Here is an 18,495-nt window from a genome sequence, read left to right as displayed (position 1 = left end):
TTCGGTGGGTCTGAGCCTTCTGCACCCCGCAGCACTCTCGCCTCTCTACCAGCGTCGATGCCCTTCGAACCACTCATGCTCAGCGGGCACACGCTCACCTACGCCTCGGGCCGCCTCTGCTCCTACCCGAGACCGGGCTGGGGTAGGAGAGTGAGGACATGACAGGACTCGGGTCGCCTGTCTCCCAACGACTGGCCGCCTCTCCCCGGCGGCGGGACAGCGCTGTGGCACGACAAGGCTACGCAGCAGAGAAGCGACAGCTGATGAAGTCCGCGACGGGCCGGTAGCCGAGGCGCTGGTAAAGCGCGTTGCTGATGGGGTTGGCGAGGTCCGTAAAGAGGAGCACGTTGTCCGCGCCGATGTTGAGGGCAGCCTGCGTCACCGCTGCGGTGACCGCGCTCGCGTATCCGTGGCCGCGAAGGTGGGACGGAGTGTAGACCGGTGCGATGCGGACCTGGCCCGCGATCAGGCGTGAGGAGCCGGCCATTGAGACGGGCTTGCCGTCGGCGCTCTCCCAAAGCGTGACCCCACCGTAAGCAAGACGCGCATCCGCCCAAGCCCCGAAATCACGGTCGCTGACATCGCCGATCGCGACGGTGTACTCCTGCGCCCAGCGCACGAGCTGAGTTCGGTCCGACCAGTTGGCGACCCGAGCCCGACCGGCAGGCGCCGGATCAGTGGCTCTCAGGGTGTCGAGGCCGTAGAGCCGCTCACTGCGCTGCTGCACGACGCCGGCTCCAGTGCCCTGTCGCCAGGCTTCCGCGAACTGCTCGACGCTCTCACGATCGCCCGTCACGCCTTGCAGGCTTTCCCCGTCGCCCAGGAGGCAGGCGACGAGAGCTGCGACCTCGGGAGCGGACAGCGGCGTAATAACCAGCCCCTGCTGGGGTGTACGAGCGAAGGCCGCCCGCACCTCACCGTCACGGCTCAGCGTGCCGAAGAGAGGCGCGTCGGGCCCAAGCGCCGTCCCCCCGCTTCCGCGCAGTGCGTTGGTCAGGGTCAGTAGGACCGTGTGCACTACCGGCCGTGAATGCAGGAAGACCTCGGCGCGGCCGAGGAAGGCGTCGATGTCAGAACCGAGCTGCCAAGTGTTGGGAGTTGCCATACGTCATCTTGACTCAAGCTGCCCTCGGCGTGCCACGGGGAGGGAGATTTCAAGCTGCGCACGCACGGCTTACGAGCCAGGAAAAAGCCACATTCGCCACAGCGAAGAGCGGAGCAAACGGGACAGAGGTGTCAAATTGGAGAGGCGTCAGATTCCGCCAGAACCCCAAGGTTCCGCAAAAAGGTGTTGACACCACACACCTCTCACCCTAGGTTTCACGTCAAGATCAAACCGCCCCCGTCGGGGGATACTCGGGGAAGTCTTTTCCTAAATATTACGGGAGGCTGTCATGGCTGAGCAGGCGCAGGTCAACGACGACATCTACACCGACCTTGAGGGAACGGAGGCCATTTCGGCCTCGGTCCACCTCGACTGATAACTGGCTACGCAGGAGATTGCCCCCTTGCCCTGTCAGGGCAAGGGGGCAATCTTTTTGAGAAGAGGAAAAGATGACGTCGTCCGCAGACCCAACCTATGTATTCTCCCTGGAGCAGAACCTCGCCCCGTACCTCACCATGGGGGAAAGGCCGGCGGACGCGCCACTTTTCACACATGCTCCTCGCTTGGCGTGGGACGCCTACACGAGGAAAGCTGAACCCTGGTTCGAGAGCCCCTACCTTCAGCGCTCCGTCATCTCTACGTTCCGCCCAGAATTGGCCAAGGCTGCGGCCCTGTCTGGGCTGGCCGACGCCTCCGTTCAGGCGGACTTCGACGCATGGATCGCGGCTCCCGGCAGCCCTGCGAAGCAGCGCCTCGCACACGACCTGGCGGACCTCCCGGACGATCCTCTAGAAGTTGCCCTGCTGGCCCGAACGGTTTCGTACCTCGGCTTCCAGGAGGAGGCCCGTCACCTCCTCAAAGACGTGCCGGACCTGCCCGGACCGGACTACGCTTATGCGCGTTACACGAGGGTCTTCATCGACTACATCATCCACCTTGGCCGCGGCGACTCCCAGGGCGAATTCGAGGCGTTGTACCTCAGGATCAGCGGCACAGATCCGCGTTATGCTCGAACTCGACTTTCCCTCTGCATCCTGGCCATCGTGGCGAGCGCCACCCAAAAGCAGCTTCCAGAGCTGTCTAAGTGGCACGGGCGAGGATTCGCGGCGCTCCAGCAGTACATCGCCCTTCCGGAGGTAGATGAGTTTGAAGCAGCGCTGATGACCAGCAGATACTACCGAGCTGCCGCCTTTGAGCCTTTCCTCAATGGAAGAATCGACGACCTGCGTGCGGACATCGACCGGTGGCTAGGGATCGCACGCGAGCTGACTGGGCACGACGACCGTACCCGCACGTTGGCGAAGGAGAACATGTTCCCGGCTCTGGAATCCGCCTCCCGCAGCGAAGCCGCGCTCGGCAACAAGGTGCGGAGCAGGGAACTGATGGAAGAGATCGTCACCGAGATCGATCCCATCGACAGCAAGGTATGGATACAAGTCGGTGAATTGCGCAGAAAAGACGGTGACGAACGCGGAGCACTGCGGGCATACTTGACGGCCGCTCAATTCCAGGTTCCCCTCGGACGCATTGCCTGGTTCAGTGCCGGCCGTTGCTGGGAGAGGTTGGGCGAACCGCAGCAGGCCGTCCATTGCTACAAGAAATCATTGGAATTGTGGCCTACCGGGCTGGCTCCTGCCCAGCGAATTGCTGCAATCGAAGCCGGACTGACCTGAGCCGTTTCGGAGCCGACAGGACCATGGAATATTTTGCTCTGCTAGGCCTGGCAGCCTATCTCTCCTTGTTGACCTGGCGATCTTCCCGCCGGAAGCCTGGGTTTGCCACCTGGCACATGTTCGCCGGGGTCAACATATCTAGCTTCTCGCTCCGCAGTCGCAGTAGCGGTGCCGACCTGAATATTTGGGACTTCGTTCCTCATACCCAGCTGAACATGAGCAGCCAAGATGTCAAGCTTTTCCTTTTCTATCTTTCGCGGGTACACGGCATGACCGATCTCTGCGGAACCGTCGAGGTGCGTGAGGACATGAAGACGTATCAGCTGGCTGTCAAGGATTCCCGTGTGGTCGATTGATTCTTTCATGAACCTTATGGTGGGCGATGGCTCGGCCGTAGGGACGTGGCTGGCCAGAACTGGATTCTCACTGGCCTGCCTCATCAAGATCGCCATGGAATTCAAGCGTGATTACTCCGGCTACTACGAGCCTACGACTTACCTCTATTTCAAGGTGCGCGCCCAACACCTGAAGCATCGGCAAAGGATGCCGACAAAACTCCACTATCGAGTCTTCCTTGCCACGCGACTGCTCTTTTCTGCAGCATTGTTCCTTGGGATCGCCCCCCGGTTCGCGGCAGTAGGCCTGGCTTTCTGCTTCGCCTTCGAAGGCCTCATCCACTTCAAGTTTCACGTTAACTTCTTCACCCTGCTGGCGTGCTGCTTTGTTTTCAGCCCAGACATGCCCATGCTGTGGGACCCGGTGGTGAAGATTCTGGCGGGAGATCCGCAATCCGCCTTGAATATTGTCCGATCCGCACACGGTTCACGCTTCTGCCAGAGTGCGGTGGCCCTGACCCTGAGTGCTCTTTACATCGGAGGGGCGCGCAGAAAATTGAACACGCCATTCATCTCCGGGATGGTGGTCATCTCAATTTTGCGGTATACGCTCGCAGAGGCTCCCCGGCGCCACCACTTCGATGGATGGTACCCGCGTTCGTTCCAAGCCTGGACAGCAAGGGTTCAACCCGGAGACAGGATAGTGAAGGTTGCGATGACTTCAGTTATCGGACTGGAAGCCGTCTTGCCTTTGGCACTCCTCATACCTGGCGTCTGGCCATACGCGCTGGGTGTGGGCGTTCTCATGCATGCAGCATTCACCTTCATGTTCCCCGGCACGCTGACGGCGTTCTCGGTAGCCACCGTTTCAACCTACTTCTGCTTCATGCCGGCATAGACAAAGACTCCTCCACTTCGCAGCCGGGGATGCCACCTTATGTTCCGAAATAATGCCCTCATGAACGTCTCACCGACTGTGAAGTCGCTGCTGGTCACTGCTTTCGTGAATGCGGCGGGAACCGGCGCTTTCATGTCGGGTTCCGTTCTCTATTTCAGCTTGCACCTTCACATAGCAGGCGACACTCTTGCTGTTACCCTATCGGCCTGCGCCCTCATCACCTTGATCACTACCGTTCCCATTAGCGCCTTCCTGGAGCGGTTCGATCTCAAGAGCGTCATTATTTTTCTGCACATATTCCGAGGAGTTACTTACTCGGCATATCTTTTGATCGACTCGGTTCCGGCGTTCATGGCGGTGACCCTCGTCGCAACCATCGCAGACCGCCTTTCCAATCCCGCGTCCCAAGCCCTCCTCGCTTCGGTCCTTCCTTCCGACCGGCGAGTCGAGATCATGGCATGGCGTTATTCTCTCCAGAACGCTGGAGTCGGCCTGGGGGCGCTGGCCGTCGCCGTGTCGATATCCCTCAACCCGACGTTCGGCTATCCGCTCATCATGGCGCTTAACGGGATCTCGTTCTTTGCGGCTGCCATCCTCATGGTGCCCGTCGATACCACCGGCACCCCGGCTGCGATGAAGCGCCGCAATGTGTTCGCCGGGGAGTGGCCGAATCCGAGGTACCTGGCCTTCGTTGGCCTGTCCGCCCTCTTCCTCCTCTCTGATGCTCTGCTGACTGTGGCCGTACCACTTCAAGTCTCGGACCGCGAGGACGTGATAGCCGGTCTTGTCGGAGTCGCTTTTCTGGCTAACACCCTGATAAAAGTTGTCCTTCAACCCCGCCTCTCCCGGAATATTGCAACCACCGGCGCCGCCGCCCGAGCCATGGTTCAAGCCGGCTTCCTTCTGGCGGCGGGGACCGCTCTCATCGGTGTGTCCTGTCTTTTCTCGAGCTGGAGGCTGGGCGCTGGAATGATCTTCGGAGTCTGCGTGATGACTCTTGGAGAGACGAGGTTCCTTGCCGCCAGCTGGTGGATCTCCGTGGAGCTCGCACCGGTAGACAAACAGCCTCGATTTCTCGCCGTCTACAGCCTCAGTGCTACAGCAGAGCGAACTGTGGGGCCGCTCATCGCTTCATTCATCGTGATCCACTTCGGAGTGGCTGGCTGGGCTGCCGCAGCCATGCTCTTCATCCTCTGCGCCGCTGTGGTTCCCACGTTCAGGTTCGTCGACCGGACACTCAGCGAAACGTCCGCATGATCAATGCGGTGATGGGACTCTTCCCTGAGTACGGCAAGGGCGTGTCCGCGCCTGCTTGCGGGTGCTCGGTTTTCAGTTCGCCAGTGCATTCGTGGGTGCCGACGACGGTGAAGCAGCTGTTGGGGGCCAAAGCTTCACCATGACACCGGGCTCCTCGTAAAGCTCGCGAGCCGCGACCACAGGGTGCGGAGTCCAGGCAGCGGCTGGCGGGAAGGGCCAGATCCTCAGCCTCGACCTGTCCGCTCGGCCCGGCCGGCCGCAGCGACTCGCCGACCTCGCCACCGCCATCGGCGCCAACTCGAATGTCTGTGGGCCCGGCGGCATGAAGCGTCTGGACGGGGCCCGTTCTCGGCTCACGCCATCACCGTTGTGGACGATCACGTAATTCGGCTCTGGCGATGATCACGTGACGTTGCCTGTTCAGCGTGCCCTGGCCCGATCGGCTGCGTTGATCAGCGTGGAGCCGGGAGGATGACCGGCGTGCGTATCTCCAAGTATTGACTTGTTGTTGCCCCATCTGCGAGCGGTCAGCGTTGACCGGATCGAGTCCGATGGGTTGTCCGTGACGTTCTTTGTGCAGTCGTCCGCGCAGGTCGCGGGGTGTTCGGGGTGCGGGGCGCGTTCATCCCGGGTTCATGGGCGCTACCAGCGGACGCTGTCGGACGCGCCGTCGGCCGGGCGCAGGACGAGAGTCGTGGTGACGGTTCGCCGTTTCAAGTGCGACGATCCTGCGTGCGCACTGGCGACCTTTAGCGAGCAAGTCCCGGGCTTGACAACGCCGTTCGCGCGGAGGACACCGGTACTGACGAGCGCCTTAGTGTCCATTGCGCTCGCGCTGGCCGGCCGGGCCGGTGCGCGACTGGCCACGACGCTGGGCATGCCGTGCGGCCGGGACCTGCTCATCAAGATGATCCGCGCGCAGCCGGCACCCGAGGTCCCGGCGGTGACAGTAATAGGGGTCGACGACTTCGCGATTCGCCGCCGTCACACCTACAACACCATCCTGATCGATATGGCCACGCACCGGCCGATTGACGTCCTGCCGGATCGCGAGGCCGCCACGCTGGCGTCCTGGCTGGTCAAACACCCGGGCGTCGAGGTCGTATGTCGTGATCGCGGAGGCGCGTATGCCGAGGGCGCTCGCGCCGGCGCGCCGGACGCCATCCAGGTGGCAGATCGCTTTCATTTATGGCAAAACCTGTGCGAAGCGGTCGGTAAGACCGTGAACTCCCACTACCACTGCCTCCGCGTCCAGAACGAGCCGGCCACACCAGAACCGGAGCTGACCCCGGAACCCGTGCTGGCGATGGTCCTCCCGCCGGAGCCCGTGCTGCCACTACGCCCGGAGCGACGACTGGTCATCCGAACCCGCGACCGTTTCGAGGCGGTGCAGAGCCGCTTGGCGGCTGGCATGACGCGGGCGGCGGTCGGCCGTGAGCTGAACCTGGACCAGCAGACGGTCCGCCGGTTCGCCGACGCCAGCACGCTGGCGGAATTACTGGTGAAGTGCGAGAACCGCGTGACCAAGCTTGATAGTTACCGCGAGCAGGTCCACGGGCTGTGGAACTCCGGCGTCACCAACGCCTCGGTGATCACCGAGCGGATCAGGCCGCTTGGGTTCACCGGCAGCGTGCAGATCGTGCGCCGCTACCTGCGCGAGTTCCGGGTAGCCGGAACCAGCCGCTGCCGTCCCGACCCGGTCCGAAGGCGGCCGATCCCATCAGGCCCGGTGGTTCCCAAGCCCCGGAAGATCAGCCGATGGATCCTCAGCCACCCCGACCACCTGGACGACGACGAGACCCTCGAGATCAAAGACCTCCTCACACGGTGCGAGCACCTGTACCGCCTGGACGGTCACGTGCGCTCTTTCGCCGCTATCATGACCGGCCGACGCGGCGCCGAAATCGCCGAATGGATCGAACGCGTCGAGGCCGACGACCTGCCCACACTCCACACCTTCGCCACCGGACTACGCCGCGACCTCGCCGCGGTCACCAACGGCCTGAGCATGGAACACAACTCCGGCGCCGTGGAGGGAGCAGTCACACGAGCGAAGGCCCTCAAACGCCAGTGCTATGGGAGAGCCAACTTCGATCTCCTCAGGCTCCGAATACTCCTGACACCCTGACCGTCACGTGATCATCGCCAGAGCCGAAAACGCTGACCGTCGACAGCTCGCGGTAGTCGTGCTCGATCCGCCAGCGGGCTTTCGCCAGACGGACCAGGTCCTTGGCGGGAATGTTCGCGGGCAGGTTGGAGATCCAGTACTTGACCGGCTCGTCGTGGCCCTCGGGCCATTGGGCGATCAGCCAGACCAGTGGGATCGTGCCGTCGGCGGCGGGTCTGGGCCGCCGGCCGGCGAGGCGGACACGCTGGAGCACGAAGTGCGAGCTCATCGCGGCCTTGGAGCCCTTGCGCCAGGCCAGAGTCCGTCCTCGGTCCCGGCCCGCGGCTAGCACGTGCTCGCGTAAGGAGACCGGGCGGGTGCGGTAGCGGGACAGAGGCCGCGGGCCCAGGCCGCCATAGGCGGGCTGGACGGGTTCGGTGTCCTGCCCGTGAGCGGTCATCTCACCTCTGACCTGCAAGACGTAGGCCAGGCCGCGGTCTTCCAGGCCATGGCGGAAGCCGGCGTTCGCGCCGTAGCCGGAGTCCGCTACCAGCACGGCGGGCCGCAGACCGGTGCCGGCGAGTTCGTCGAGCATGTCCAGGGCGAGCTGCCACTTCGGCCGGTGGTGTTCGGTCTCGGGGATGCGGCATGCCTCGCGCCGCCCGGCCGCCTCGGGACGGTCCCATGCCTGGGGCAGGAACAGCCGCCAGGACAGCGGGCACGAGGCGGTGTCGGAGGCTGCCGGGATATGGGCCTCCGGCCGACGGGTCAGTGCTCTGTGGGCCCTGACGACGCTCGGCCCCGCCGCCCTGACCAACCGGCTGCGGGCCGTCGCCGCGGCTCAGAGCGCACTGGAGCCTGCTGCCTGAGCACGTTTCTCTGTACTTCCCCATCCTCGAGGGGGAAGTACCGCTGAACGTCCCCGATCGCGTAGGGGTTCGTCCCTGCGGTGTGGCGCCACTCCTTCCCGTCCTTCCCGGCCGCCGAGTACGGACCGAACGTGCCCAGCCGCAGGTTCCTACCGATCCACCTTGCCCCCGGTCAATGCCGACGCAAGACCCTCACCACCCCGTTCTGGCCGGCAGACTCCCTCAGCTGGTGGTTCTCCACCTCCAGCACCTGAACGACGCGAACCAGCTGCTTGACCTGTGCCTGGAGCTGATCGCGTTCTTCGCGGACCTTCTTGAGCCGCACCGAGAGCTCGTCGTTGGTCTCCTTCAGCCCATCAGCGACCTTCGGCCGGACGTCCTGGGCCCTGATCAGGGCATAGAACAGATCCTTGAGACCGGTGTGCTTGTGGGTGAGCTTGTTGCGCCGTAGCCCCGCCTCTTCGGCCAGGGACTTCACCGTCAGCTGGCCATCGGACCGCAGGGGGACCCCGACCAGCAAGCGGACCATCGCGTCCGTGATCGCCTGGATCTCCGCCGCATCCTGTGGGCTGCCCGGTGTGGCCACTGCCGAGACCTGGGCCAGCACAGCCCCGACGGTCTTGGCGATACCCGCCGACAACGGCTCCCCGATGGCCGCCAGCGCGGCGGCCTCGGTGGTGGACTGCATCTGGGTCATTCGCACTCCTCAGCGGTCAGGGTGGGCTGGCGACGTGTCGCCTCGTGCGACTCGATGATCAGGTCGAGCTTTTCGATCCGTTGCTCCAGGCGCAGGGCCACGGGCTGCGGATTCAATCCGTCGGCGAGTTCTTCGGCCAGTTGTTGCTTCTCCGCTTGCGCACGCTCGATATGGGTGTCGGTCCGCGAGATGTTCGTGCAGGCCGGGTTGCAGCGGTTGAAGCTCGGGGTCCGCAAGCCGTTCCCCCGGCCGAGATCCGGATCGCACAGCGCCTTGAAGGGGTCCAAGTTGCAGGTCAGGAGTGCGTTCTCGCTCTCGTAGACACGCAACCGAGGGTTGGCCTTCAGCGCGGTGTGCTGGCGCCGAGTGAGGAAGCCGCCCCCGTAGCGCGCCCGGAATTCCTGGGCGGCGGACAGATAGCGGCTGGAGGCCGGGCCGCTGACCCCTTCCCCGGCCTCCAGCCGGTCGCCCGCCTCGGCCAGGGTCTCGGCGACCGCCAGGCTCTCCTCGAAGTCCAGGACGCTGAGCATGTCGAACTTGGTGCGGCTCCCGTACGACTCTCCCATGGAGGAGCCGACGTGGCCGTACTGAAGCCCCAGGGCGATGCGCCCGCCCGGCCGCCGGTAGATGAACCACGCGACCGTTCTGCGAAACCGCCCCAGCGTCAATCTGTCCTGGGGATCGGGCGGGATCACCTCGTGATCCCGCCCATGGGCGGCGGCCAGCCCGTTCGCCCAGGCCATCAGGTAGCCGATCCGGTCCTTCACCCAGCCGGTCCGGATCGCCTCGCCATGATGCGCCGAAGGCCGGCGCTGCTTGCTGATGCTGGAGGGGAACAGCAGGGTCTCGTCGTGTGCCTGCTCGACTGCCTCGATGGCGCGGTGGACCAGCTCGATCACGGTCCATGGCTCGGGTCTCATCTCGCCCTCGGGGACGGTGTTGCCGTCCTCGTCGGTGACACCCTTGAAGTGCCGCCCGTTGACGCGGTAGCGGATGGTGCCGTCCCCGCGTGTCTCACGGTGGGCGCATCCACGCTCCAGATGGAGGACTTCTTCCTGCCGCATTCCGGACAAATACGCTATGACCACAAGAGAGGCAGTGACCAGGTGCAGGGTCAGATCCTTGACCTCGGCGAAGTCGATGCCGTCCGTCCACCGCTCGCCGTCGATCCGGCCAGTCACCGGGATGTCCAAGAACACGCCACTGCCGAACTCCAGGTCCGCCCACGCCTCTGGGTGATCACGCATGAAGTTGGCGACCTGCGTCCTGTGGATGCCCAGCGTGCCTGCGATGTACGTCTGGTTCACTCCCGGCCGCTGCCCCTGATCGTGGCCGGTGCGGGCCAGCGTGGCCTTCGCGCGGCGTGCGGCGTCGGGGGCGGCGTAGACCGGGATCGGCCGGCCCGTCTCACGCAGGTCCGCGAAATATCGTTCCAGCACGTCTCTGGCCGGCCCCGCCACTGAGGCCGGGATACGGGCCAGCAGACGCTGGTGTTCCGCGATGGCAGCCAGGATGTCCGGCGCCAGATCGGTGACGATACGCAGGGACCAGACCAGGAGAGGTGACATGGTCGCCGGGTGGATCACCTCCGTCGTGTTCTCTCCCCGGCCGCCATCGTTCTCGCCGAGGAAGTCCGTGAGCTCAGCACCGGGGTCGTCCCACGGGGGCATCACCAGCCGGTCCTGCGGCAGCAGAAACGGCGCGTAGGCCCAGATCCGGGTAATCGCGAGCAGGACGTTCCTGTCGTGGGCATACGTCCTGCCCTTCGCGGCGATCATGGCGGCGAAGTCCTCCATGACGGCGCGGTCGACCTGGTCGAAGGCAGTCACCTGCCGCTGGACCAGCCAGCGCGTGAACTCCCGCCAGGCCTTCGCCGCGTGGTGGACCGTCCCGGCCGCTATCAAGGGGCGGGACGTCGTGCGGGCGCGTCGCAGCAACACGTCCGGGGTCTCGATGTTGATCACGGCCCATCCGATGCGCCGCAACGACTCCTGGAAGGCCTCCGGGAAGGTGTCCCAGTCAAGGAACTTGGTCTCACCGGTCTGCTTGTGTTCCATGTCCGACAAGGTCCAGCGCCGGTCACCGAACACGGAGACGCGTGCAAGGTCGATGCCCGGCCGAAGCCGCCCGGCCGGGATGACCGGCGTGTCGTGTGACGGGTTCACCAGCCTGATGCCAGCGAACAAAGGTGCAGTTGCTTCACGGATCACGGGTCGAGCCTCCTTTCGAGCATGCGGTCGACGAGGTTGCGGTCATGGTCGCTGAGCGTGGCCAACAACGCGGGGCGGGCGTCGACGGGACAGTGCGTGTCCAGCAGGTCGGCGACCCGGGCATGGTGGGCGGCCCAGTCCTGGAGCCAGGCGGACGCGCTTGCCACCGAGCGCTGGGCTTCCAGGGCTCGGTGGAGGTAGATGATTCGCGGCAGGTGCCGCCCTGTAGCCAGGGCGTTCGGGCAGGCGAAGCACAAGAGGAAGGACACCGAGCACGGACCCGACGCGGTGAAGGGGCTGTGCTCGAAATCCGTGCAGGCGGCGACCGGGGTGTCCAGGAGTCCGCTGACGACTCCCTGGGCGGTCTCGGTTCCGATCCCGGCCCGCTCGGCGATCTCCTGGGCATCCGGGTCCCCGCTGCCGTCGTCTTCGACGATCACACGCATCTGCACCTGGGCTCGGGCTTGGGCAACGGCGGCGCTCAGGGCCTCGGCGACGATGTCGGCGGCATCGTCGCGTACCCCTTGGTCCTGCATGAGGTAGGCGTCGCGGTGGACGGTCTCGGTGTTGTTGCGCGGTCCGCCGTGGATGACCTGGACCGCATGGCGGACGGTGCTCGTGGCCACCCCTGTAGGGAAGTCCGGATCGCCTGCTTCCTGCTGGCGGGCCCAGGCTCTGATCGCCCAATCCAGTCCGCGGCCGTCGGTGAACAGCCCAGGGTCCTTCGCTGCACCAGGTGTGATCCGGCGGGACAGGAACAGCGACATAGAAGGCGTCCCCAGCTGGTCCAGGGTCGCCCGTGCCTGAGCGGACATGTCGAGGACCTGTTGCATGGCCTGGCCCGCACTGCCTTCACCGACGTTGACCAGGTTGTTGGTGTTGTGGCGCCGTCCCCGGCGGCGGGGCTTGTCGGTGGCAACGTGGTGGACTGCCGGCTCATCGGCGTTCTGGTCCGCGTTCGGCCAGTACGTGGGGATCTCCATCTTCTCCAGCACCGACATGTTCCACGCTTCGTGGCAGGCCAGCAGGATCGCGGCAGCCCCCATCTCGGTGGGCGTCGGGAACAGCCGGGATATCGCCCGGCCGAAGCCCTCCTTCACGATCACCTTCTTGACGCGGTCCGGCATCTGCCCACAAGGCAGGCGCGGGGCGTCGGCCGTGCGGGCCATGTGGTCCAGCAGCTCGCCCCACCGAGCGTCCTCGTCCTCCAAGTCCGCGGCACCGGCCCGCCACCGTTCCAGCAGCGTGACGTTGTCCGCGATCCGCAGACGGGCCGTCCTGACGGTCTTGGCCGCCGCGGACCGGATCGCCTTCAGCTCCGCTCGGGAGTACCCGGTCTTGATCGCCGGCTTCTTGCGCCGGATGCGGGCGGTGACTGCGGCCCTCGTCGCCTCCGGCAGCGCCCCGATCTCTCCGAGCAGGACACCGACGGTGGCCCGGTCGACGCCGCCCGTCAGCCGCCACTGCTTCCAGTGGGAAACGGTGAACTGGGCCATCGAGGCGATCGGGGGGTCGAGTTCCGCCGCCCAGGCTATGAACGTCTTCAGCCCTTTGGCCCGGGTGTGGTAGGTGTCCTCACTGCCCCAGTGCCGCAAGCCTCGGGCGGCGAAGGCGGCCACGAGCTCACGCTTCATCTGCTCGGGCCCGGGGGCGTCAGTGAAGTTGTAGACGCCCAGCGACAAGCCACCCTGGTTGACGGGCCGGACGATCAACCCGGAGGTATCGAGGGCCTGGGGCCGCCGGTAATCCGCTGGGGGCAGGACGGCCCCACGCTTACGGGCCGTCACGCCGCATCCAGGATCAGGCCGGTGCGGGCGGCAAGGTCAGCCAGCAGTTCCTCGTTGCTCGGGTTGTCCTCATCGTTCAGCAGCGACTCCAGTTGCAGTCCACGCAGCGGCTCAAGGTAGACCTCCCGCGTGGTCTCCTCCGAGGCGTGTCCCAGCAGGTCCTTCACCATCACCCATACATTTCCGTAGATGTCTTCGTAGTTCCGACGCTGAGCCGGGTCCAGGCCCAGCCGGCGGTCCAAAGCGCGGTTGAGTGCGAGCAGAACCCGAAGAGCCATCGAGTGCCGCAGCATGTGCGGTGTGGCCCATACGCCCAGGTCATGGGCCTGGCAGCGGTCGCTGGCACGCTCGAAGACCTTGCTCCAGCCCCGGTAGCGCATCGGCAGGCCGGACTCCGTCAGCCACACCATCGCCGGTTCCAGCCCGTCTTCCCCCCTGACGAACAGCAGCAGCCGCTGCCGGTCGGTCAGCGTGTCCAGATGGGCCCGCCCGCCCTGGCCGTTCGTCTCCGTCCAGCGAACCAGCCCCCGCCGGGACACTTCCTCGACGATCCGCCGGCCCTCGATCTGCTCGTAGAGCCCGCGGTGCTGAGCACGGCGGACTGCTTGGGCCCGGGTGGTGATCCGGTAGGTCTCCACGCCCTGCAAAGCCCCATGGCTGGCGTAAAAGAAGCGGCCAGCCCGTTTGGCGACCGCCTTCGCCACGTTCCCGGCGTAGTAGCGCCGGTCCCCGAGTGCGGGTAGTTCGGCCGTGAGCAACGTGCCCGACTCCCGGCGCCGAAGCCCCGTGGAATAGACAAGATCCGCGAAGGCGGTGTCCCGGCCATCGTTGCGACCCCGCCAGCTCTCGTCCTCAAGCCCGCTTGGCAGCAGGCCCCCAAGCCCCACATCACGCCACAGCCGGTAAGCGCGGGGCGTCAGCCACTTCACATTGGAAGCACGTACGTCCTTCGGCGCCAACTCGGCGACCTCGGCTATCGCGCCGTCCCGCGTCACGATCGAGCGGGTCCGGACGGGGCTGGCCCGCATGTACTGACGCTCGACAGCCAGGTCATAGAACAACCGCATCGCGGCCAGTTCACGACCCCATTTCGAGCCGCCAATCAGGCTCGGGTTCCCAGCCCCGCGCAGCCGCCAGTCCTCCCAGTCTTCAAGATCGTCAGGTGAGGCCTCATCCCAGCCCAGACCTCGTTGCCACAGGAACGTGAAGAACAGCCGCAGATCCGTCACGTACGACTCCTGCGTGCCCTGAGCCTTCACCGCGAAGCGCCCGCGCCGGAAGATCTCGGTCATCCGCGCATCCACCCGGCCCAGAGGCGAAAGCAAAATCGGCTGCCGGTCCCGGAACCCCAGCACGCGCTCACGCTCGCTCAGGTCCTCCCACCCGGCAAGAGCATCCGTTCCCGAACCGCTCGGTGTACCGCCGTCGCCCACCCAATACAGACGCCACTCATCCACAACACAGACCTCCACGCGCGCAACACGACCTTGGGCAACACGCCAACTGTAAACAGAACTCCGCCGCACCCGGGAACACGAACCGGCCTCCCGTCGCGGCGGCCCGCTCGAGGTCGCGCCGCGGATCGGCCAGCGCCGCCCGTCTGCGGTATCCGGCGAGCCGCTCCGGCCCCACTCCGGCCGGGGCCCGCGATCCCGCCTCGGGGCCGGTGAGCAGCTCCATCAGTCCGACCGCCCCGTGCTCGCGCAGCCAGCGCCCGCCGTGCTCGTCCCCGGGCTCCAGCACCCGGGTCAGCGCCGCCCGCGCCAGCAGTTCCCCTTCCCCGGCGCCGGTCATGCCGCTCCTCCCGTCACGGGGATCGCCCCGCGGGTGATCCCCGTCCGCAGCTCCAGCGCGACGGCCACGTCCAGCGCGTCGGGCCGGTCCCGCCCCCGCAGGTCGGCGACGGTCCAGGCGACCCGCAGGACCCGGTCCAGCCCCCGCGCGGTGAGCAGCCCCCGCTCCAGATCGCGCTCGGCCTGCGCCAGGGCCCCGGGGCCCGCCTGCCACCGGGTCCGCAGTTCCTGCCCGGGCACTTCGCAGTTGAGCCGCCAGGGGGTGTCGGCGAGCCGGGCCGCGGCGCGCTCCCGGGCCTCCCGCACCCGCCCGGCGACCACGGCGGTGGCTTCTCCGCGCCCGCCCTGCCCCAGCAGATCGGAGCGGGTCACCGGCTCCACCTCCACCCTCAGGTCCACCCGGTCGAGCAGCGGCCCGGACAGCCGCGCCTGGTAGCGCCGGATCACCGAGGGCGGGCATTCGCACCCGGCTCCCATGAGGGTGTGGCGCCCGCACGGGCAGGGGTTCGCGGCGAGCACCATCAGGAACCGGGCCGGCAACCGCACCACGCCGGCCGCGCGGGCGATGACCACGTGTCCCGATTCGAGGGGCTGACGCAGCGCGTCCAGGGCCCGGCTGTGGAACTCGGCGGCCTCGTCCAGGAAGAGCACCCCGCGGTGGGCCAGGGAGACCGCCCCGGGCCTGGGGACGCCGCTCCCGCCGCCCACCAGGGACTGCATGGTCGCCGAATGGTGCGGTGCGCAGTACGGCGGCCGGGCGACCAGCGGTTCGCCGGGCGGGAGGATTCCCGCGACCGAGTGCACGGCCGTGACCTCGACCGAGTCCTTGCGGGTGAGCGGCGGCAGGATCCAGGGCAGCCGCTCGGCCAGCATGGTCTTCCCCGCGCCGGGAGGTCCGCTGAGGAACAGGTGGTGACCTCCGGCGGCCGCCACCTCCAGGGCGCGGCGCGCCGTGTGCTGCCCCGCCACGTCGGCGAGGTCGGGGAAGTCCGCGGCGTCCCCCCGGCCGGCGCGGCCGGAAGCGAGACCGGTGCCCAGCCCCGCCCCGGGGACGAGCAGGCCGGCCAGTATCGGATCGGGGCGCCCCGGCGGTTCGGGCGGATCCTCCTCGGGGAGCACCCCGTCCGTCAGGACCGCGATCAGCCGGCGCAGGCTGCGCACGCCGAGCACGGAGACGTCCGGCACCAGGGCCGCCTCGGCGGCGCACTGCTGCGGCACCACCACCTGCCGGTATCCGGCCTCCGCGGCGGCGAGGACCGCCGGCAGGATCCCGCGGACGGGCCGCACCCGGCCGTCCAGTCCCAGCTCACCGATGAGGACCAGGTCGGCGATGGCGGCCGGGTCGACCACCTCGGCGGCCCCGAGCACCGCCGCGGCGACGGCCAAGTCGAATCCGGCGCCGGACTTCGGCACGGAGGCGGGGCTGAGCCCGACCGTGAGCTTCTTCTGCGGCCAGGCCGCGCCGGAGTTGACCACGGCCGCCCGAACCCGGTCCCGGCTCTCGACGAGGGTCTTGTCCGGCAGCCCCACCAGGGTGAAGGCCGCGACCCCGGGCTCCAGATCGGCCTGGACCTCGACCACCACCCCGTCGACGCCGATCAGGGCCACCGAGCAGGCTCGTGCGAAGCCCATCAGGCCACCCCCCTGACGTGTTCCACCAGGGCAGCGCCGCGCCGCGGCAGCAGGACTCCGACGAGGTCGATGCGCACGCCACCCGGGGGCGGTCCGCCGTGGTCGGCGAGCCACCGCCCGGCGAGCCCCCGTAAGCGCTCGGCCTTGGCGGGCCGCACGGCGGCCATGGGATGCTCGAAGTCACCCGCCCGGCGGGTCTTGACCTCGCACACGACGAGGGCGTCCCCGTCCCGCGCGACGATGTCGATCTCCCCGCCGCGGCACCGCCAGTTCCGCGCGATCACGGTCATCCCGGCCTCGGTCAGCCGCCGCGCCGCGAGGTCCTCGCCGTACCGCCCCAATGCCTGCTGTGCCACGCCCTTCGCGTTCATCCGGCACCACCTCCGGCACCGACGGTCCCGCGTCCCCGCCCACCGTGCGGATCTTGGTGGACAAGCCGGCCGTTGTGGACAACCTCCTCACCCTTCCGGGTGAGAAAGCTCAGCTGCCGGGCAGTTCGAGGTCGCTCTTGTTGAGCTCCTCGATGTTCACGTCCTTGAAGGTCAGCACCCGGACCTGCTTCACGAAGCGGGCCGGCCGGTACATGTCCCAGACCCACGCGTCGGCCATCGAGACCTCGAAGAAGACCTCGCCCTGGACCGAGTGCACCTGCATCTCGTAGTCATTGGTGAGGTAGAAACGGCGTTCGGTCTCGATCACATACTTGAACAGCCCGACGACGTCGCGGTACTCCCGATAGAGCTTCAGCTCCATCTCGGTCTCGTACTTTTCGAGGTCCTCGGCACTCATGGCATGTTCCCCTTCAGCCGTGCGTCCCCCCATTGTGCGCCAGGCCCCTGCGCCCCTAGACGATTTCCGGGGCCAGGACCACCGGCTCACCCGGAGGACCGTCGTCGAGCAGCGTACGGAGCAGCTCGGCGAGTCTGGTCGGGTACACCGTCTCATGGGCCGAGAGAAGTTCCTCGGAGGTCCACCACCTGGCTCCGGTGACGCTGCGCCGCTCCAGCTCGGTCAGCCCGCCCATCTCGGTCGCGGTCTGGCTGGTACGTGCCAGGAAGTACCACTCGTCCTGCTCCCAGCGGCGCCCGTCGAAGGGGAAGGAGCAGTAGCGGTGCCACAGCACCGGCCCCAGCTCGACCTCTGTGATCCCCGTCTCCTCCGCCAGCTCGCGCAGGGCGGCCTGCTCACGGCTCTCGTCGCCCTCCAGCCCGCCGCCCGGGGTGAACCACCAGTCGTCCGAGGGGTCCGCCGGCTCGAAGCCGTGCAGCAGCAGGATCCGGTCCTCCGGGTCCAGCAGGATCACCCGCGACACCTTCCGGTGGCCCGTTGCGGCCAGGTCAGCGGGCACCGGCCCGCTCCTGTCGCCGGGTGCGCCCCAGGAGCCGCGCCAGGGGACCGTACGCGGCCCCCAGCAGGACCAGGGCGGCGCCGGCCGCCACCGTCACCAGCTGGAGCCGCAGCGGCCCGGGCCGCGAGATGCCGCCGGGCAGGGCGGCGTACGTCTCCGGCCGCTCCAGCATCTTCGCGGAGGGCCAGGCCAGGGCGTCGACGCGGGCGCTGACGGCCGACCGGGCCACGGTCCCCTGCCCGGCCTCCTGCAGGTGGGCCCGGGAGTCCAGGGACGCGGCCCGCCGGTCGCCCAGCAGGAAGAGGTTCCCCTCGGGGACCGTCACCTCGAAGGGGGTCCCGGGCGCCGGGGCCTGCCCCGGCGGCATCGCGAGACCCGTGTCCGGCCGGCTGGTGTCGGCGTACGGCTCGTCCAGCGGGGTGCCGTTCACGGTGAGTTCGCCGCCCGCGCCGCAGCACTTCACGGTGTCGCCACCGATGCCGACGACCCGCTTGACCATGGGCGAATCGCTCCACATGGAATCAGTGAAGATGACCACGTCGCCGCGGCGCACCTCCTCGCCGTCGATGCGCTGCGCGAGGACCCGGTCCCCGGGCCGCACGGTCGGCATCATCGAGTCGGTCGGCACCGTGTAGGGCTGGTAGAGGAACGCCCCCCACACGAAACCGCCGAGGAACAGCGCAAAGCCGATGGCCACGGCGAGTCCCGACAGCACGTTGCCGAGACCGCCGCGGCCATCCTTGCCACTGCGTATCGCTTGTGTTCCGCCCATTGCAGCGCCCCC

General features: G+C 67.1%; 18 protein-coding genes. 6 read left to right on the top strand and 12 right to left on the bottom strand.

Translation table 11 applies throughout. The features are described from left to right. Nucleotides 1-238: 238 nt before the first annotated feature. Nucleotides 239-1,105, bottom strand: coding sequence for a GNAT family N-acetyltransferase (locus tag ACFYP3_RS01570; protein WP_388824971.1), 867 nt, complete (start codon nucleotides 1,103-1,105; stop codon nucleotides 239-241). A gap of 563 nt (nucleotides 1,106-1,668) precedes the next feature. Between ACFYP3_RS01570 and ACFYP3_RS01565 the strand changes: the two genes are divergently transcribed. From ACFYP3_RS01565 to ACFYP3_RS01545, 5 genes are all read left to right on the top strand, one after another. Then, nucleotides 1,669-2,778, top strand: a complete 1,110-nt coding sequence (locus tag ACFYP3_RS01565; RefSeq protein ID WP_388824968.1) for a hypothetical protein — start codon at nucleotides 1,669-1,671, stop codon at nucleotides 2,776-2,778. A gap of 23 nt (nucleotides 2,779-2,801) precedes the next feature. Continuing rightward, nucleotides 2,802-3,134: a hypothetical protein gene (locus tag ACFYP3_RS01560; RefSeq protein WP_388824965.1), complete on the top strand. Its 333-nt coding sequence runs from the start codon at nucleotides 2,802-2,804 to the stop codon at nucleotides 3,132-3,134. Next, entirely contained in the window at nucleotides 3,121-4,011 is an 891-nt protein-coding gene (locus ACFYP3_RS01555; RefSeq protein WP_388824963.1) for a hypothetical protein, read from the top strand. Before ACFYP3_RS01560 ends, ACFYP3_RS01555 begins: the two co-directional genes overlap by 14 nt. Before the next feature lie 60 nt (nucleotides 4,012-4,071). Continuing rightward, nucleotides 4,072-5,268: an MFS transporter gene (locus ACFYP3_RS01550; RefSeq protein WP_388824960.1), complete on the top strand. Its 1,197-nt coding sequence runs from the start codon at nucleotides 4,072-4,074 to the stop codon at nucleotides 5,266-5,268. Nucleotides 5,269-5,830: 562 nt separating this feature from the next. After that, nucleotides 5,831-7,396, top strand: a complete 1,566-nt coding sequence (locus ACFYP3_RS01545; protein ID WP_388824957.1) for an ISL3 family transposase — start codon at nucleotides 5,831-5,833, stop codon at nucleotides 7,394-7,396. Here ACFYP3_RS01545 and ACFYP3_RS01540 read toward each other — a convergent pair. Beyond that, nucleotides 7,368-8,072 carry a transposase gene (locus tag ACFYP3_RS01540; RefSeq protein ID WP_388825234.1) on the bottom strand — a complete coding sequence of 235 codons (705 nt, stop codon included), beginning with the start codon at nucleotides 8,070-8,072 and terminating at the stop codon, nucleotides 7,368-7,370. The genes ACFYP3_RS01545 and ACFYP3_RS01540 overlap by 29 nt on opposite strands. Here ACFYP3_RS01540 and ACFYP3_RS01535 point away from each other — a divergent pair. Beyond that, the gene (locus ACFYP3_RS01535; RefSeq protein WP_388825249.1) at nucleotides 8,017-8,244 is read left to right on the top strand and encodes a hypothetical protein; all 228 of its coding nucleotides are present in this window, start codon (nucleotides 8,017-8,019) and stop codon (nucleotides 8,242-8,244) included. The genes ACFYP3_RS01540 and ACFYP3_RS01535 overlap by 56 nt on opposite strands. Before the next feature lie 172 nt (nucleotides 8,245-8,416). Here the strand turns inward: ACFYP3_RS01535 and ACFYP3_RS01530 are convergent, their stop codons facing one another. The 10 genes from ACFYP3_RS01530 to lepB form a co-directional block, all read right to left on the bottom strand. After that, the gene (locus ACFYP3_RS01530) at nucleotides 8,417-8,941 is read right to left on the bottom strand and encodes a hypothetical protein (RefSeq protein WP_388824954.1); all 525 of its coding nucleotides are present in this window, start codon (nucleotides 8,939-8,941) and stop codon (nucleotides 8,417-8,419) included. Continuing rightward, nucleotides 8,938-11,151, bottom strand: coding sequence for a hypothetical protein (locus tag ACFYP3_RS01525; protein WP_388824951.1), 2,214 nt, complete (start codon nucleotides 11,149-11,151; stop codon nucleotides 8,938-8,940). Before ACFYP3_RS01525 ends, ACFYP3_RS01530 begins: the two co-directional genes overlap by 4 nt. Then, entirely contained in the window at nucleotides 11,148-12,863 is a 1,716-nt protein-coding gene (locus ACFYP3_RS01520) for a hypothetical protein (RefSeq protein WP_388824948.1), read from the bottom strand. The genes ACFYP3_RS01525 and ACFYP3_RS01520 overlap by 4 nt, the downstream gene beginning before the upstream one ends. 71 nt (nucleotides 12,864-12,934) lie before the next feature. Then, nucleotides 12,935-14,395, bottom strand: coding sequence for a site-specific integrase (locus ACFYP3_RS01515; RefSeq protein WP_388824945.1), 1,461 nt, complete (start codon nucleotides 14,393-14,395; stop codon nucleotides 12,935-12,937). Beyond that, entirely contained in the window at nucleotides 14,388-14,732 is a 345-nt protein-coding gene (locus tag ACFYP3_RS01510; RefSeq protein WP_388824942.1) for a hypothetical protein, read from the bottom strand. Before ACFYP3_RS01510 ends, ACFYP3_RS01515 begins: the two co-directional genes overlap by 8 nt. After that, nucleotides 14,729-16,363 carry a YifB family Mg chelatase-like AAA ATPase gene (locus ACFYP3_RS01505; RefSeq protein WP_388824939.1) on the bottom strand — a complete coding sequence of 545 codons (1,635 nt, stop codon included), beginning with the start codon at nucleotides 16,361-16,363 and terminating at the stop codon, nucleotides 14,729-14,731. The genes ACFYP3_RS01510 and ACFYP3_RS01505 overlap by 4 nt, the downstream gene beginning before the upstream one ends. Continuing rightward, on the bottom strand, nucleotides 16,363-16,734 hold the full coding sequence (locus ACFYP3_RS01500; protein ID WP_388824936.1) for a YraN family protein: 372 nt from the start codon (nucleotides 16,732-16,734) through the stop codon (nucleotides 16,363-16,365). Before ACFYP3_RS01500 ends, ACFYP3_RS01505 begins: the two co-directional genes overlap by 1 nt. A 109-nt stretch (nucleotides 16,735-16,843) precedes the next feature. Further along, nucleotides 16,844-17,152: a DUF2469 domain-containing protein gene (locus tag ACFYP3_RS01495; RefSeq protein ID WP_005311352.1), complete on the bottom strand. Its 309-nt coding sequence runs from the start codon at nucleotides 17,150-17,152 to the stop codon at nucleotides 16,844-16,846. Between the two features lie 55 nt (nucleotides 17,153-17,207). Then, nucleotides 17,208-17,711 (bottom strand): NUDIX hydrolase, encoded by a 504-nt coding sequence (locus ACFYP3_RS01490; RefSeq protein ID WP_388824933.1) that lies wholly within the window; start codon nucleotides 17,709-17,711, stop codon nucleotides 17,208-17,210. Next, a complete protein-coding gene (lepB, locus tag ACFYP3_RS01485) occupies nucleotides 17,701-18,483 on the bottom strand; it encodes a signal peptidase I (RefSeq protein WP_388824930.1) in 783 nt (260 codons plus the stop codon). Before lepB ends, ACFYP3_RS01490 begins: the two co-directional genes overlap by 11 nt. Nucleotides 18,484-18,495 lie beyond the last annotated feature (12 nt).

Origin of the sequence: Streptomyces sp. NPDC005533 (genome assembly GCF_042871845.1) — a bacterium.
GTDB lineage: Bacteria > Actinomycetota > Actinomycetes > Streptomycetales > Streptomycetaceae > Streptomyces.
The sequence above is the reverse complement of the archived record's forward strand: the minus strand, read 5'-3'. Positions and strand labels throughout refer to the sequence as shown.

Coding starts and splice junctions, on each gene's coding strand:
- ACFYP3_RS01570 (WP_388824971.1), bottom strand. CDS start 1,105: ATGGCAACTCCCAACACTTGGCAGCTCGGTTCTGACATCGACGCCTTC.
- ACFYP3_RS01560 (WP_388824965.1), top strand. CDS start 2,802: ATGGAATATTTTGCTCTGCTAGGCCTGGCAGCCTATCTCTCCTTGTTG.
- ACFYP3_RS01550 (WP_388824960.1), top strand. CDS start 4,072: ATGAACGTCTCACCGACTGTGAAGTCGCTGCTGGTCACTGCTTTCGTG.
- ACFYP3_RS01535 (WP_388825249.1), top strand. CDS start 8,017: ATGCGGCATGCCTCGCGCCGCCCGGCCGCCTCGGGACGGTCCCATGCC.
- ACFYP3_RS01530 (WP_388824954.1), bottom strand. CDS start 8,941: ATGACCCAGATGCAGTCCACCACCGAGGCCGCCGCGCTGGCGGCCATC.
- ACFYP3_RS01510 (WP_388824942.1), bottom strand. CDS start 14,732: ATGACCGGCGCCGGGGAAGGGGAACTGCTGGCGCGGGCGGCGCTGACC.
- ACFYP3_RS01505 (WP_388824939.1), bottom strand. CDS start 16,363: ATGGGCTTCGCACGAGCCTGCTCGGTGGCCCTGATCGGCGTCGACGGG.
- ACFYP3_RS01500 (WP_388824936.1), bottom strand. CDS start 16,734: ATGAACGCGAAGGGCGTGGCACAGCAGGCATTGGGGCGGTACGGCGAG.
- ACFYP3_RS01495 (WP_005311352.1), bottom strand. CDS start 17,152: ATGAGTGCCGAGGACCTCGAAAAGTACGAGACCGAGATGGAGCTGAAG.
- lepB (WP_388824930.1), bottom strand. CDS start 18,483: ATGGGCGGAACACAAGCGATACGCAGTGGCAAGGATGGCCGCGGCGGT.